The 13,954-nt window shown below is 66.8% G+C and carries 13 protein-coding genes; 4 read left to right on the top strand and 9 right to left on the bottom strand.

Annotated elements, in window-relative coordinates; genetic code table 11:
* Positions 1–130: 130 nt before the first annotated feature.
* The gene (locus tag NX778_RS02505; protein ID WP_258810099.1) at positions 131–1,231 is read right to left on the bottom strand and encodes a helix-turn-helix transcriptional regulator; all 1,101 of its coding nucleotides are present in this window, start codon (positions 1,229–1,231) and stop codon (positions 131–133) included.
* 75 nt (positions 1,232–1,306) lie between these two features.
* Between NX778_RS02505 and NX778_RS02510 the strand changes: the two genes are divergently transcribed.
* The 4 genes from NX778_RS02510 to NX778_RS02525 all read left to right on the top strand — a co-directional run bounded on the left by NX778_RS02510 (position 1,307) and on the right by NX778_RS02525 (position 3,986).
* A complete protein-coding gene (locus NX778_RS02510; RefSeq protein WP_258810100.1) occupies positions 1,307–1,645 on the top strand; it encodes a hypothetical protein in 339 nt (112 codons plus the stop codon).
* An 88-nt stretch (positions 1,646–1,733) separates the two neighbouring features.
* On the top strand, positions 1,734–2,231 hold the full coding sequence (locus NX778_RS02515; protein WP_258810101.1) for an SET domain-containing protein: 498 nt from the start codon (positions 1,734–1,736) through the stop codon (positions 2,229–2,231).
* Between the two features lie 18 nt (positions 2,232–2,249).
* Positions 2,250–3,437 (top strand): nicotinate phosphoribosyltransferase, encoded by a 1,188-nt coding sequence (gene pncB / locus NX778_RS02520; RefSeq protein ID WP_258810102.1) that lies wholly within the window; start codon positions 2,250–2,252, stop codon positions 3,435–3,437.
* Positions 3,438–3,524: 87 nt separating this feature from the next.
* The gene (locus NX778_RS02525; RefSeq protein WP_258810103.1) at positions 3,525–3,986 is read left to right on the top strand and encodes a DUF4019 domain-containing protein; all 462 of its coding nucleotides are present in this window, start codon (positions 3,525–3,527) and stop codon (positions 3,984–3,986) included.
* Positions 3,987–4,001: 15 nt separating this feature from the next.
* On the opposite strand, the gene NX778_RS02530 is transcribed toward NX778_RS02525, so the two are convergent.
* From NX778_RS02530 to NX778_RS02565, 8 genes are all read right to left on the bottom strand, one after another.
* Complete coding sequence (locus NX778_RS02530; RefSeq protein WP_258810104.1) at positions 4,002–4,640, bottom strand: hypothetical protein; 639 nt, start codon at positions 4,638–4,640, stop codon at positions 4,002–4,004.
* A gap of 36 nt (positions 4,641–4,676) precedes the next feature.
* Positions 4,677–5,897, bottom strand: coding sequence for an ABC transporter permease (locus NX778_RS02535; RefSeq protein ID WP_258810105.1), 1,221 nt, complete (start codon positions 5,895–5,897; stop codon positions 4,677–4,679).
* Positions 5,894–6,583 (bottom strand): ABC transporter ATP-binding protein, encoded by a 690-nt coding sequence (locus NX778_RS02540; protein ID WP_258810106.1) that lies wholly within the window; start codon positions 6,581–6,583, stop codon positions 5,894–5,896. Before NX778_RS02540 ends, NX778_RS02535 begins: the two co-directional genes overlap by 4 nt.
* Positions 6,580–7,791: an efflux RND transporter periplasmic adaptor subunit gene (locus NX778_RS02545; RefSeq protein WP_258810107.1), complete on the bottom strand. Its 1,212-nt coding sequence runs from the start codon at positions 7,789–7,791 to the stop codon at positions 6,580–6,582. The genes NX778_RS02540 and NX778_RS02545 overlap by 4 nt, the downstream gene beginning before the upstream one ends.
* Before the next feature lie 5 nt (positions 7,792–7,796).
* Positions 7,797–8,492: a YIP1 family protein gene (locus NX778_RS02550; RefSeq protein ID WP_258810108.1), complete on the bottom strand. Its 696-nt coding sequence runs from the start codon at positions 8,490–8,492 to the stop codon at positions 7,797–7,799.
* A gap of 191 nt (positions 8,493–8,683) precedes the next feature.
* A complete protein-coding gene (locus NX778_RS02555) occupies positions 8,684–9,823 on the bottom strand; it encodes a DNA topoisomerase IB (protein ID WP_258811026.1) in 1,140 nt (379 codons plus the stop codon).
* 63 nt (positions 9,824–9,886) lie between these two features.
* Positions 9,887–11,512 carry a Na+/H+ antiporter gene (locus NX778_RS02560; protein ID WP_258810109.1) on the bottom strand — a complete coding sequence of 542 codons (1,626 nt, stop codon included), beginning with the start codon at positions 11,510–11,512 and terminating at the stop codon, positions 9,887–9,889.
* 60 nt (positions 11,513–11,572) lie between these two features.
* A complete protein-coding gene (locus tag NX778_RS02565; protein ID WP_258810110.1) occupies positions 11,573–13,816 on the bottom strand; it encodes a hybrid sensor histidine kinase/response regulator in 2,244 nt (747 codons plus the stop codon).
* Positions 13,817–13,954: the final 138 nt, after the last annotated feature.

Genomic DNA, 13,954 nt, shown 5'->3' on the forward strand with positions numbered 1-13,954 from the left:
CCACCATCCTACTGGGGTCAGGTCGTCCAATGAACCAAAGTTCCAACCCAACCATTTAAATCGGCCTCCAAAACAGTTCCTGTGTCGCAATGTTGGTTCTTTGGACGACCTGACCCCAGGTGGTGACGGTCTAAGGGGGAGTGGGGCGCAGATGCAAGCTCGCCGCTTGTCGCACAAATTCCATAATCTCTTCCTTCAGCGCCGTCGGCTCCACCACATACGACCGGTGCGCCTCCGCCTGCAGCATCCTCACCAGCTGCAGCGAATACATCACCGTCGCCTGTAGCTCCAGGCTCCCGTCCGTGCGCTTGACGATGCGCTGGTCCGCCGCCATCGGCGTCTCCCGATAGCTGTCGCACAGCGCCATACCCTCGGCGGTATCGGCAAACCGCAGCCTGAGCCCCACCGGCCCCTTGTCGAAGAACTGCAGCTGCCCATTGCCCAGCGCTGCCTCCAGGCTCGGCAAGCCGCGTGCCACCGGCTCCTGCAGCCGCCGCGCCACACGCCGGATCCGGTCGATCCGAAACGTCTGCACCGGCCCCGGGGCGCGCTTGTGTGTGTTCTCTTCCTTCACCGCCAGCAGGTAGAAGAACAGCCCCTGCTTGACCAGTCCCACCGGATGCAGCCGGTACGCCGTCTCCGCGCTGCTGCGCGCCGTCCGGTAGCCCAGCTCCAGCTGCTCGCCATTCAGCAGCGCCTCGTTAATCTCGTGCAGGTGCGGCATGTTCAGCTCGGGCGGGCGCAGCGCCGGCCCGTCCGCGATTACCCGCACCCGGTCGCGGAACTGGCGCTGGTTCGCATGCAGCGATAGCACCCGGTTCGACACTTTCAGGTAATGCATCAGCGATTCATACGCAGATGCCGGCATGAAGAACTTGAGCTCCTGCTCCACCAGCGACAGCAGCAGCGCATCCTCGTTCGACAGCGTGCGGAACAGCAGCGCCTTGCTGTTGGCCGTGTGGCTCCAGCGCGGCACCCGGCCGTCGTCCTCGTCCAGGCCCTGCTGCAGGTCGACGCCGATCGTGCGCCACACCGAGCCGACTGCGTCGATCGCCTCCAGGTCGCGCTCCACCGTGCGGCGCCCGCAATCGAAGCCGCTCGCGTTCAGGAAGCCGGTCAGTTCGCCCACCGTGCGCCCGGCCGCCGGCGTATGCCCGACCGGCAGCCGGTCAAGCAGGGCGATGCGCCGCGCCAGCGTCTGTTCGCTCGCCTGTTTACCTTTTTCGCCCATCTTTTTTATGCGTCACATATTGTCGTATATCGAGCATACCATGACTTCATCAGGCAAACACAAGAGGAGATGAACATGAGCCAGCATACCGTTACCGAAGTCCGCCGTTCCCTGCTGCGTGGCGCGTTTGCGCTGTTCGGCCTTGCCGCCAGCGGCGCCGCCGATGCCCGCGTCTCGCCGCGCCGCCGCAGCCGCGACGAGCAACTGTACGAGCGGGCCTTGGCGCTCGTGCAGTCGCACTTCGACCAGCACGGCGATGTGATCGCCGGACCGGTCTCGCTGCTGCAGCGCCAGTTCGGCCTCGGCTACGGCCAGGCGCTCGACCTCGCCGAACAGCTGGAGCAGGCGCAGGTGTGGATCGTGTTCCGCGACGCCGGCGGGATGCGCTGCGCGCGCCGCCAGATCCGCATCTGAGCGGCAAGCGCTAAGCGTGCGCGCTGGCGCGGGCGAAAACCTCGATAATACGTAGCACTCCAACTACGTCGATCGCACCAAGGTGTTCATGTCCACATCAGAAAGGGCCGGCGCACGCAAAGCCCCGCCGGCATACGAGGTCCGGGTCTCCCAGGTTCATGGCAATGGCGTGTTCGCGCGCCGCGAAATCCATGCGGGCGAGCGCATTATCGAATACAAGGGCGAGCGCATCTCGTGGCCCGAGGCCATCGATCGCGCCGCGGCGCGCGGCGGCCCGATCAACCACACCTTCTATTTCAGCCTGCACGACGGCCGCGTCATCGATGGCGGCAGCCACGGCAACGACGCGCGCTTCATCAACCACGCCTGCTCGCCCAACTGCGAAGCCTACGAGGATGACGGCCGCGTTTTCATCCACGCGCTCTACGACATCGAGCCCGGCGAAGAACTGAACTACAATTACGCCTTGATATACGACGAGCGCCACACGCCGGCGCTGAAACGCCTGTTCGAATGCCGTTGCGGCACCGAGGGCTGCACCGGCACCATGCTCGCGCCCAAGCGCCGCCGGAAGAGAGCGACGTAACCCAAGCCACCGGAGCTCATGAAACACGTCGTCCGCAGCCTGCTCGAAACCGATCTTTACAAGTTCACGATGTGGCAGGCGCTGCTGCACCGGCATCCCAACGCGCACGGCGAATACGAATTCAAGTGCCGCAATGAGCCCGAATTCCCGCTGGCCGAGCTGAAGGAGGACGTCGAGCGCGAGCTCGATCACCTCTGCTCGCTGATGTTCACCGACGAGGAAGTGGCCTACCTGCGCGGCCTGCGCTTCATCAAGAGCGACTTCGCCGACTTCCTCACCGTCTTCCGCTTCCAGCGCAAGTTCATCAAGGTCGAAACCGATGGCCCGCACCTGCGCATCAGCGCCGTCGGACCGGTGGTGCACGTGATGGGATTCGAGATCTACGTGCTCTACATCGTCAACGAGCTGTACTTCCGCCGCTTCGACCAGGACAAGGCGCTGGCCGAGGCGCGCGTCCGCCTGAAGGCCAAGATCGACGAGCTGCATGCCTTCGACCGCGAACCGCACCGCGCCAATCCCTTTGAGTTCTTCGACTTCGGCGTGCGGCGCCGCTTCTCGGGCGAGTGGCACGACGAGGTGGTGCGCACGCTGGCGCGCGAGGCGCCGCGCTATTTCAAGGGCACGTCGAATGTGCACCTGGCGCGCAAATACAACCTCGTGCCGATCGGGACCATGGCGCACGAGTACATGCAGGCTTTCCAGTCATTCGGCGTGCGCCTGCGCGACTTCCAGAAGGCCGCGCTGGAGGACTGGGTGCAGGAATACCGCGGCGACCTTGGCACGGCGCTGACCGATGTGGTGGGCATGGACGCCTTCCTCGACGACTTCGACCTGTATTTCGCCAAGCTGTTCGACGGCCTGCGCCACGATTCGGGCGACCCGGTGGCGTGGGGCGAGAAAGCGCTCGCGCATTATGCAAGATTGCGCATAGATTCGCGCACCAAGCGGCTGGTGTTCTCGGACAGCCTGTCGATACCGCTCGCCTTGTCGCTGTACCGCCACTTTGCCGACCGCGTGATGACCGGCTTCGGCATCGGCACCAAGCTGACCAACGACACCGGGATCCCGCCGCTGAACATCGTGATGAAGCTGGTGCGCTGCAATGGCCAGGCCGTGGCCAAGCTGTCGGACACGCCGGGCAAGTCGCAGTGTACGGATGAGACCTTCCTCGCGTATTTGCGGCAGGTGTTCAAGCACTACGTTTAAAAAATCCCCGTCGTCCCGGCGCAGGCCGGGAACGACGGTTTTGGGGTAGGTGGTAGAGTGATACCGGCAAACCGAAAGGAGACCTGCATGAATCACCGCATCTGGCTCGCCGCCCTGGCTCTCGCAGCCACTTTCGCCCATGCCCAGGACAACAGCGCCCAGGAAGCCAACGTCGGCCCGGCCGCTGCCGCCGCCGAACGCTTCCTCGCCGCCGTCGACAAGGGCGACGTCACCGGCTCGTACAACGAGATGGCCGGCGCCTCAAGGCTGATGGTCACGCTGCAGCAGTGGGATGGCGCCATGAAGACCGTGCGCGCGCCGCTTGGCAGGCTGGAATCGCGCCGAATGGTGACCGCGGTCCCAACCCGCAACCTGCCCGGCGCGCCGGAAGGCGATTACGTCGTCATCCAGTACAACACGCGCTTCAGCAAACTGCCGGACGACCAGATGGCCATCGAGACCGTCACGCCGATGCTGGACCGGGACGGCAACTGGCACGTGTCGGGCTACTACGTCAAGCAGGTGCCGCACCGGGAGTTGAAGGACTGATCGTCTTGGGCGTCGCTATTTGCAGTTGACCGCGATATTGATGAAGTTGGTGCTGGACGTCGCACGCCCCGATGAATTCGTGAGCGCGCAGCTTTGTCCGGCCGGGTTGTTCTGGACCGTGACCTTGTAGCCCGCGACCTGCCCGCCATAAACCGACTGGACGAAATAATCGGTAGCGAAGACGAAGAGCCCGTTTTCCTTCACCGTCAACGTGTCCGCGCCATTGTTCGAGAAGGTGACCGAGCCCCCCGGCAGCAAACCGGAGACCGTCACGCCAACCACAAATGGATAGAGGGCGATCGCTCCGTTGCCCGTACACGTGACCGGGACGCTGATACTGGCCGTCCCGTGCGCGACCGACCCTGATGCGTTCGACACTTTGCATACCAGGCCGGCTGGAGCGCCGCGCAGAGTCACATTGTAGTTTGCGCCCTCTGTTACCGGCTTTGAAAACTGGAAGCTCCCGCTTGAGGTGAGGGCGAGCGTTTCGCCGGCGTTCTGCAGGAGGACGGTTCCAACCACGCCGTCGATGGCGCCGCCGATGGTGGCGCTGGTCAGGGTGGGGATGGGCTGGTCAGGGGAAGAACCGCCGCCTCCGCAGCCGCCAATCGCGACTGACGCAGCGGCCACCAGGAAAAAAGCGACACTGCGCATTTTTATCTCCAAAAAAATCAAAACTCAACACGAAGGCTATTCATACCGCAGCGCCTCGATCGGATCCAGCCGCGCCGCCTGGCTGGCCGGCACCACGCCGAACACCACGCCGACCGAGCCCGAAAACAGCATCGCTAATGCCACCGCCCACCAAGGCACCACCGCCGGCGGGAAGTCCGGGATCATGCCGGCAATGACCACGCCCAGCACATAGCCGATCGCCAGTCCCAGCACGCCGCCCAGCAGCGACAGGGTCACCGCCTCGATCAGGAACTGCATCAGGATGTCGCGGCTGCGCGCGCCGATCGCCTTGCAGATGCCGATCTCGCGGGTGCGCTCCTTCACCGACACCAGCATGATGTTCATGATGCCGATCCCGCCCACCAGCAGCGCAATGCCGACGATGCCGCTCATGACCAGCGTGACCGTGGTGCTGATCTTGTCGAAGGTCTTCGCGATCTGGTCGGCCGAGTCGATTTCGAAGTCGTCCTTCTCCTCGGGCTTGAGCCGGTGCGCGTTGCGCATCACCGTGCGCAGGTGCTGGCGCGTTTCGTCCAGGCGCGTCAGGTCGCGCACCGCGAGCGTGATCTGCATCTGCGGCCGCGTATTGTTGCCGATGATGCTCTGGCCGGTCTTGTACGGGATGATCATGTAGGTGTCCTGCGACATGCCGAACACCTCGCCGCGCTTTTCCATCACGCCGACGATCTTGAACCATTCGTTCGCGTACAGGACGAAGGATCCGACCGGGTTGTCCGGCAGGTGCAGGTCGTCGATCAGCTTCTCGCCGATGACGGCCACGCGCCGTGCGCCGGCGTCGTCGGAATCGCTGATGAAGCGCCCCAGCCGGGCGTAGCGCTGGTTGACCTCCTGGTAGCTGGCCGAGGTGGCGACCACCTGCGCGGTGGCCGACAGGCCGGTGTAGCGCACTTCCGAAAACCCCGGCGAGAACACCGGCGACAGTTCGCTCACTTCATCCATGTGCACGCGCAGGTGCTCGACGTCGTCGAAGCGCAGGTAATTGACCTTGCCGCGCATGACGTCCTTGAATTCATTGTGCGCCTTCACCGTGAGGCCATTGCCGCCCAGACCGGAGAACTGGTCGCTGACGCTCTTCGACAGGCCCTGGATCAGCGACACCACCGTGATCACGGACGCCACGCCGATCACGATGCCCAGCGAGGTGAGGAAGCTGCGCAGCCGGTGCGCGCGGATCGACGCCAGCGCCGAGCGCAGGCTTTCGAGGAACAGGGTCATGCCGCCGCTCCCGAGGTGGAGGCGTCCGACATCACCTGGCCGTCGCGCAGGCGCACCACGCGTTCGCACTGGCCGGCGATCTCGGGTTCGTGCGTCACGATGACCACGGTCTGGCCGCCGGCGTGCAGTTCGCGAATCAGTCCCATGATCTCCTCGCTGGTGGACGAGTCGAGATTGCCGGTCGGTTCGTCAGCCAGCAGGATCGAGGGATTGCCGACCAGCGCACGGGCGATCGCCACGCGCTGCCGCTGGCCGCCGGACAGCTCGTTCGGACGGTGGTGTTTGCGCTCGCCTAGTCCCACGCGCTCCAGCGCCCGCGCGGCCAGCGCCAGCCGCTCGCGCAGCGGAATGCCGCGGTAGATCAGCGGCTGCGCCACGTTGTCCAGCGCGCTCGCGCGCGGCAGCAGGTGGAAGCTCTGGAAGATGAAGCCGATCTCCTGGTTGCGCACGCGCGCCAGTTCGTCGCCGTTCATGGCGGCTACCGCGCGCCCGTTGAGCCAGTATTCGCCGCTGCTCGGCCGGTCCAGGCAGCCGATGATGTTCATCATGGTCGACTTGCCGGAGCCGGAAGCGCCGATGAAGGCCACCATCTCGTTGCGCTGGATCTCCAGGTCGATGCCGCGCAGCGCGTGCACGGTCTGGTCGCCCATCTGGTATTCCTTGACGATTCCCTGCAGCCGGATCACTTGCCGGCTCCGGCGACCTTGAGTTCCGCCTTCTTCGCCACCACCAGGTCGCCATCGTGCAGTTCGCGCAGCACGCGCGCGGGGCCAACGGCGATCGTGTCGCCGACCGCGAGACCTTTGATGATCTCCTGGTTGGCGTCGTCCGACAGGCCCAGTTCCACCAGCTGTTTTTTCGCCTTGCCGTCGACGACCGTGAACACGTAGCTGACGTTCTTGCTGCGTTCCTTGGCGCCGCCGGATTCCTCGGACAGCACGGCTTGCAGCGGCACGGCAGGACGCGCGGCGCTGCTGCCGACCACGATCTCGACGCGGCAGGTCATGCCCGAGCGCAGCGCAAGTTTCGCATCGTCCAGGTGCAACTTGACCACATAGCTCTTGCCTTGCGAGGCCGCGGCGCCCAGCGTCGGCCCCTTCGGCGCCATCGCCACGCTTTCCACCGTGCCGGTCACCGGCTGGTTGGGAAAGGCGGCGGGGAAGACCTTGGCCTGCTGGCCTTTCGCCACGCGCGCGATGTCGGCTTCGTCCACGTTCACCTCGGCCATGATCGATCCTACGTCGGCGATGGTCATCAGTGAGGAGCCGGCGATGCCGGTTGCGCTGGCGACCGCGGTCTCGCCGATCTTGATCGGCACCGCCGTCACCGTGCCGTCGATCGGCGCGCGCACTTCGGTCTTGGCCAGATGCTCCTTGGCCTGCGCCAGCTGGGCGGAGGCCTGCTCCAGCGTCTCGCGGCTGGCGCGCAGCTCCACTTTGGCCAGGTCGACCTGGTGCACTGCGTCGTCGTACCTGGAGATGTCGATGAACTTGTCCTGGTACAGGCGCTGGGTGCGTTCCAGGTTGCGCTGCTGGGTGTCGAGGTTGATCTGGGCGCGCTCGATCGCGATCGCGGCGTTGCGCCGGCTCGCTTCCTGCTGCTTCACTTCTGCCACGTACACGGTCGGGTCGAGCCGCAACAGCGGCTGGGCGCGCTCGACGCGGTCGCCTTCCTTCACCAGCACCGCCGCCACCTTGCCGATCACTTCGGCCGACAGCTGCACCTCCTGCCGGAACACGAGGTTGCCGGTCGCGAGGATCGATGGACGGATCTCCTGCCTGGCCACGTTCGCCAGCTCGGCTTCGTGTTTGGGCTTCCCGCCGCCGAATTTGACGGCGACAGGGACGATCAGGAACGCGGCGACGGCGGCGCCGAGAATCAGCTTGCGTGCCATGCCGCTCAGCCCACGAACGCGAGCTTGGCGGCCCACAGGCCGTACACGGCCACGTAGGGCAGGGCGGCAATGGTGAGGCAGGTGGCGGTCGGGCGGCCGGTCCAGGCCTTCAGGCCGACGGTGGCCAGCGCCACGGTCCAGAAGGTGGCAAGGTCAAGGCTGTTCACCAGCGAGGCCCAGGGATGGGACATCGGCAGGTGGAAGATCAGGTAGTTCAGCGAGACCATGTTCAGGTCTTCCGGCGCCAGCTGGCCGTGCGAGGTCGCCACCTGCAGCGCCATCAGCGGCACCACCAGCAGGCGCGGGACGCTGGCCCAGGCCACGAAGGCGAACCATTTCCCGTAGCCGATCTCGCTTCCGATGGCGCGCGCGGCGATCAGGAAATAGCCGGCGGTCAGCGAGATCAGGACCAGGGTGCCAATGACGGCGCCGCCGGCGGAGGTGAGCATCATCCGGCCGGGCGTGAGGAACTTCGCCAGCGCTTCCTGCGCTTCCGGTTTCATGTCGGGGTGCGAGGCGATCATGTGCTCGCGCAGCCAGGCGTAGTCCTCGGTCGAGGTCCACCAGTACATCAGGGCGACCGACAGCAGGATCGACACCAGCAGCGGCAGCCAGCCGTTCGGCTTGTCCTTCAGCCGCGCGAAGGTCGGCGTGGGTTCGATGATGACGCGTCCCAGATCGGGCAGGGCTTGGGCAACCATGGACACTCCTCTTGTGTGAATCCGGAGGAGTGTAGGGCATTACCAAGATGCCAATTCTCACCTATTGTCACTATTTCATTACGGTTACGAAATATGCAATTTATTGCATACCCCGTCGTCCCGGCGGAGGCCGGGGCCCGGCGCCGGGACGACGTTGATGCGTTGAGGGGAAGTGTAGAGGGGCCGGTAGTTCAGGCAGCGAGCTTGCGGCGCGGGCGGCTTGGCTTTTTTGCGGGCGCCACAGGCCGCTCGGCCTCGCGCGCCAATCGCTCCTGGAGCATCGCCAGCACGGCCGCTTCCTCCGGCTGCAGCTCGCCCTCCAACGCCTCTTCGGCGCGTTCACGCAGCACCTCGACGGTCGCGCCTTCGAGGTAAGCGTCCAGCACCGCCGGATGCACATAGCATTTGCGGCACACCGACGCTGTATTGCCCAGCTTTTCGGCCACCGCTTCGATCGCGCGCACCACGTTCTTCTTGGCCTGCGCCTGCGAATCGAACTTCTCGAACTCCTGCAGCGCCATCGCCGCCAGCACCGTGCCGGCCCAGGTGCGGAAGTCCTTGGCGGTGTAATCCTCGCCGCTGATCTGGCGCAGGTAGTCGTTCACGTCCGACGAATCCACCGTGCGCGTCTCGCCATCGTCGTCGATGTATTCGAACAGTTCCTGCCCCGGCAGGTCGCGCGAGCGCCGCACGATGCGCGCCAGCCGCCGGTCGAGCACCTTCACCTGGTGGTACACGCCGCTCTTGCCGCGGAAGCGGAATTCGATCTCGCTGCCGTCGATGCGCACATGGCGCCGCTGCAGCGTGGTCAGCCCGAAGGACTTGTTGGTGCGCGCATACTCCTCGTTGCCGACCCGGATCATGGTGGTCTCGAGCAGGTAGACGATGGTCGCCAGCACCTTCTCGCGCGGCAGGCCGGGCAGGTCGAGCGCGCGGTTCACTTCGGCCCGGATCGCCGGCAGCGCCTGGCCGAACTTGATCATGCGCCCGTACTTGACCTCGTCTCGCACCTCGCGCCATTTCGGATGGTAGCGGTACTGCTTGCGGCCGCGCGCGTCGCGCCCGGTGGCCTGCAGGTGGCCATTCTCCTGCGGGCAGATCCAGACGTCGGTCCAGGCCGGCGGAATCGCCAGCGACTTGATGCGCCGGAGCGTGTCGAGATCCTCGATCCGCTCGCCCTTGGCGTCGACGTAGCGGAACCCGTCCGCCGCCGGTTCGCGCCGGATGCCGGGCTTGCTGTCGTTCACGTAGCGCAGGCCCGCGGCCTTGGCGGCGGCGGGCGGGTCGGTGTTTTCCACCGGGCTGGCGATGGCCAGGTCTTCGCTCTTCATCCGTGCCATGCTACGCGCCGGCGGCGCCGCGCACCGTTCGCGAAATAACTTAGCGGCGCGCCGTCAGCGGTAGCGCGCTTCGACCAGGTCGATTTCGCGCAGCAGCTTGCGCGCGGTCTCGTCCGAGATGCGCTCGTGCCGCGCTAGCCCAAGGATGGCTTCACGCTCGGCTGCGAGGGCGGCCAGGCGGAAGTTGCGCTCGGCCTCGTCCGCCATGCGCAGCCGGGCCGGGTCCAGCGTGTCGCCGCTGCCCAGCCGGTGGCGGTAGATGCCCATCACGCGTTCGATCGCGCTGGCCTGGATCTCGGGATCGACGTGCAGTTGCTCGTGGCTGGCCTGCTCGACCGCCTTGAGCGCCGCCACCGCCGCTTCGTGCCGGGCCAGGTCTTCCTGCGCGGCGCCGGCCGGTTCCTCCGGCAGGGTCAGTGAGCGCAGCAGTGGCGGCAGGGCGATGCTGGCCAGGACCAGCGACACCAGGATCACGCCGGCCGCGAGGAAGATCGCCAGGTGGCGCCCCGGCAGCGGCGCGCCGCCCGGCATGAACAGCGGCAGGGTCAGGATGCCGGCCATCGTGATCGCGCCGCGCACGCCGGCCAGCGAGGTCACGAGCACCAACTTGAAGCGGGTCACCTTGGTCTGCTGATCCTGCCGGCCGGTCCTGAGCAGGGTCAGGCGCAGCGAGACCCACACCCAGACGAAGCGCAGCACGGTCAGGCCGAGGCTGACGGCGAGCGCGAGCAGCAGCAGGCGCAGCACGCCTTTCTCTCCGCCCGCCGCTTCGGCGGCGTCGGCCGCGCGGCTGATAATGTCTGGCAGCTGCTCGCCCAGCAGGACGAACATCACGCCATTGAAGGAGAACTGGACCGCGTCCCACACAGCCGCGCGCCGCACGCGGGTGCTGGCGCCGGCGCGGCCGGACAGCTCGACATAGCTCATGGTGACACCGGCCGCCACCGCACCGAGGATGCCGGACGCGTTCAGGTGCTCGGCCGCGAGGTAGGCGCCGAAGGGCGTGAGCAGGTTGATCAGGATCGGCGAGCCGCTTTCCTCGCCCACCTTGCGCGACAGGTAGCGCTGGGCTGCCGAGATCCCGAGCGTGACCGCGACCCCGCAAGCCAGGCCAGCCAGCACCACCCACACGAAGGTGGTCGCGGCCGAGGCCAGCGAGAAGTGGCCGGTGACGGCGGCGGTCACGGCGAAGCGGAAGCACACCAGGCCGCTGGCGTCGTTGAGCAGGGCCTCGCCTTCCAGGATGTGCATCAGGCGCGGCGGAATCGGCACCCGGCTGGCGATCGAGGACACCGCAACCGGATCGGTGGGCGCCACGATGGCCGCCAGCGCGAACGCCACAGGCAGCGGCATGCCCGGCACCAGCCAGTGGATGAAGAAGCCGGCGCCGAGCACCGTGAATACCACCAGGCCGAAGGCCAGTTCGATGATGGTGCCCTTGTCGCGGAACAGGCCGACCTTGGGGATGCGCCAGCCGTCCAGGAACAGCAGCGGCGGGAGGAACAGCAGGAAGAAGATGTCCGGTTCGAGCGTCACGCCGTGCCCGAACACGCCCTCGATCACCGCGCCCAGCGCGATCTGCACCAGCGGCAGCGGCAGCGGAAACGGCAGCATGCGCACCACGTAGCCACTCGCAATCACGGCCAGCAGCATCGCCAGCACCAATTCAACCGAACCCATTCATTCCTCCATTCATCCGCGATGATAGAGCAACGGGCGAGCTTGCGCCGGGCGATGCGCTCAGGATTGCGCGCTGGCGGGGCGCACCGTGGCCAGGATCTGGGCCAGCTGCGTGGTGCTGACCGGCTTGACGAGATAGTGGTCGAAGCCGGCGGCGAGGGCGGCATCGCGGTCTTGCGGGCGGCCGTAGCCGGTCATTGCGATCAGGGTCGCGCCGGAAGTCAGGGGATCGGCGCGCAGGCGCCGCGCCAGCTCCTTGCCGTCGAAGTCGGGCAGGCCGATGTCGAGCAGGCAGGCGTCGGGCCGGAACATGCGCGCCGCGTCCAGCGCCTCGCCGGCGCGGAAGGCCGCTTCCACCACGTGGCCGGCGGCCTGCAGGAACAGCTGCAGCGTCGCGACCGCGTCCTGGTTGTCGTCGACCAGCAGGATGCGCAGCGGCTCGCCGTGCGCGCCGCGCCGTTCGGCGGCCGGGGGCGCCGGGACCGTGCCGGCCAGCGGCTCTTCGAAGCGCGGCAGGCGCACTGTGAAGGTGCTGCCTTCGCCCAGCCCCGCGCTGTAGGCGCTGACGCTGCCGCCGTGCAGTTCGACCAGGCTGCGCGCCAGCGGCAGGCCCAGTCCCAGGCCGCCTTGCGAGCGGTCCGGCGTGCGTTCGGCCTGGGTGAACAGGTCGAACACGCGCGCCACCAGTGCCGGGTCCATGCCGATGCCGTCGTCCACGATGGTGACCACGAACTGCCCGTCCTCGGGCGCCAGCCGCAGCGTGACGTGGCCGCCCTCGGGCGTGTATTTGGCCGCATTGCCGAGCAGGTTGGCGATCACCTGCACCAGCCGCTTGTGGTCGCCCTTGACGATGGCGGGGCCGGGCGGCAGGTCGAGCACCACGCGGTGGCGGCGCGTCGTGAACAGCGGGCGCACCTGTTCGGCCGCGTCCTCGACCACCCGGCGCAGGTCGAGCGCCTGGGTCGACAGCGACACCAGCCCGCGCGTGACGCGCGAGACGTCCAGCAGGTCGTCCACCAGGCTGGTCATGTGCTCGACCTGGCGCGCGATGATGGCGCAGGTCTGGGTGATCTGGGCGTCGTCCGAATGCAGCAGCTTGAGCAAATGCGCGCCGGTGCTGATCGGCGCCAGCGGGTTGCGCAGCTCGTGCGCCAGCATCGCCAGGAATTCGTCCTTGCGCTGGTCGGCCGCGCGCAGCTCGCGTTCGGCCAGGCTGCGCGCGGTTTCCTTCTTCTGCAGCGCGGCGGCCATCTCGTCGAGCGCCTTGGCCAGGTTGCCGATCTCCTCGCGGCCGTATTCGATGCCGCTGCGCGCTTCCAGTTTGCCCGCGGTGATGTCCGCGGCGGTGTGCATCAGCTTGCGCACGCGCTGCACGATCAGGACGTCGCCGGCAAGCCAGGCCGCCAGCAGCGCCAGGAAGGTGGTGGAGGCGAGCGCCATCAGCGACATCATCTGGTCGCGCCGCGCGGCGCTGGTGATGGATTCGACCGGCACGCCGATCGAGACCGTGTAGTCGGTCAGCTGCGGCGGCCCGACGCGGGCGAAGGCGTGCAGGCGTTCCACGCCGTCGTCGCCGCGCACCAGCAGCGACGGTCCGCCCGGCTTGCTCATCCCGGCGCGCATCACCGCCGGCACGCTGGTGCCGAGCCAGCGCTCGGGGTCGGGCCGGCGCGAGATGAGCTGGCCGCGGCCGTCGGCGGTAGCCAGCACGGAGCCCGGCGGCAGGCTGATCTCGTTGATGTAGGTGTCCAGCTCCGCCAGGTCGAGGGCCGCGAACACGACGGCGCGCACTGCGCCCTGGCGGTCGATCACCGGATAGGTCAGGTTGATGGTGTGCTTGCGGATCACGCGCCCGAACACATAGTCGCCGGCGATGAAGCGGCGCTCGCTGACGGCGCGCTGGAAGTGGGTGCGGTCGCCCAGGTTGACCGGGCGCGTCAGCGGCACGCCGCTGCAAGTGACTTCGCCGTTGGGCTGGATCAGGCCGAAGTTGACGTAGCCTTCGTTGCGCTCGAGGACGTCCGCCAGCAGCGCGCTGCAGCGTTCCTTCGGCCCGAGCAGCTCGGGCACGCTCGCCAGGTCCACCAGGATCTGGCGCGCGCCCTCGATCGATTGGGCTTCGTTGGCGGCGGCCAGGCGCGTCAGGCGCAGCAGGTTTTCTTCGGACACGCGGATCGCGTGGTCGCGCTCGCGGATCCCGTTAATCACGGTCATGGCCGCCAGCGGCATGATCGCGAGCGCCACCAGCAGCATCAGGCGGCTGCGCAGGCTAATCAGGCGAAACTTGGTCAGGGGGTCTGGCATGGTGGCGGCTTGTTCTTTTTCCGGCGAGCCCAAGTAGAAGCCGATTGTACTCACATTCATCGCGCCGCCCGATTGGAAGGGCTGAATTATTTGACACGTCAAGTATTTATCCCTGTAATATTCGCGCATGTGTGACAG

Source organism: Massilia terrae (genome assembly GCF_024753145.1).
GTDB classification, from domain to species: domain Bacteria; phylum Pseudomonadota; class Gammaproteobacteria; order Burkholderiales; family Burkholderiaceae_D; genus Telluria; species Telluria terrae.

Excerpts from the sequence above, each read along its gene's own strand:
- NX778_RS02505 (WP_258810099.1), bottom strand. The coding sequence starts at position 1,231 with ATGGGCGAAAAAGGTAAACAGGCGAGCGAACAGACGCTGGCGCGGCGC.
- NX778_RS02510 (WP_258810100.1), top strand. The coding sequence starts at position 1,307 with ATGAGCCAGCATACCGTTACCGAAGTCCGCCGTTCCCTGCTGCGTGGC.
- NX778_RS02515 (WP_258810101.1), top strand. The coding sequence starts at position 1,734 with ATGTCCACATCAGAAAGGGCCGGCGCACGCAAAGCCCCGCCGGCATAC.
- pncB (WP_258810102.1), top strand. The coding sequence starts at position 2,250 with ATGAAACACGTCGTCCGCAGCCTGCTCGAAACCGATCTTTACAAGTTC.
- NX778_RS02525 (WP_258810103.1), top strand. The coding sequence starts at position 3,525 with ATGAATCACCGCATCTGGCTCGCCGCCCTGGCTCTCGCAGCCACTTTC.
- NX778_RS02530 (WP_258810104.1), bottom strand. The coding sequence starts at position 4,640 with ATGCGCAGTGTCGCTTTTTTCCTGGTGGCCGCTGCGTCAGTCGCGATT.
- NX778_RS02535 (WP_258810105.1), bottom strand. The coding sequence starts at position 5,897 with ATGACCCTGTTCCTCGAAAGCCTGCGCTCGGCGCTGGCGTCGATCCGC.
- NX778_RS02545 (WP_258810107.1), bottom strand. The coding sequence starts at position 7,791 with ATGGCACGCAAGCTGATTCTCGGCGCCGCCGTCGCCGCGTTCCTGATC.
- NX778_RS02550 (WP_258810108.1), bottom strand. The coding sequence starts at position 8,492 with ATGGTTGCCCAAGCCCTGCCCGATCTGGGACGCGTCATCATCGAACCC.
- NX778_RS02555 (WP_258811026.1), bottom strand. The coding sequence starts at position 9,823 with ATGAAGAGCGAAGACCTGGCCATCGCCAGCCCGGTGGAAAACACCGAC.
- NX778_RS02560 (WP_258810109.1), bottom strand. The coding sequence starts at position 11,512 with ATGGGTTCGGTTGAATTGGTGCTGGCGATGCTGCTGGCCGTGATTGCG.
- NX778_RS02565 (WP_258810110.1), bottom strand. The coding sequence starts at position 13,816 with ATGCCAGACCCCCTGACCAAGTTTCGCCTGATTAGCCTGCGCAGCCGC.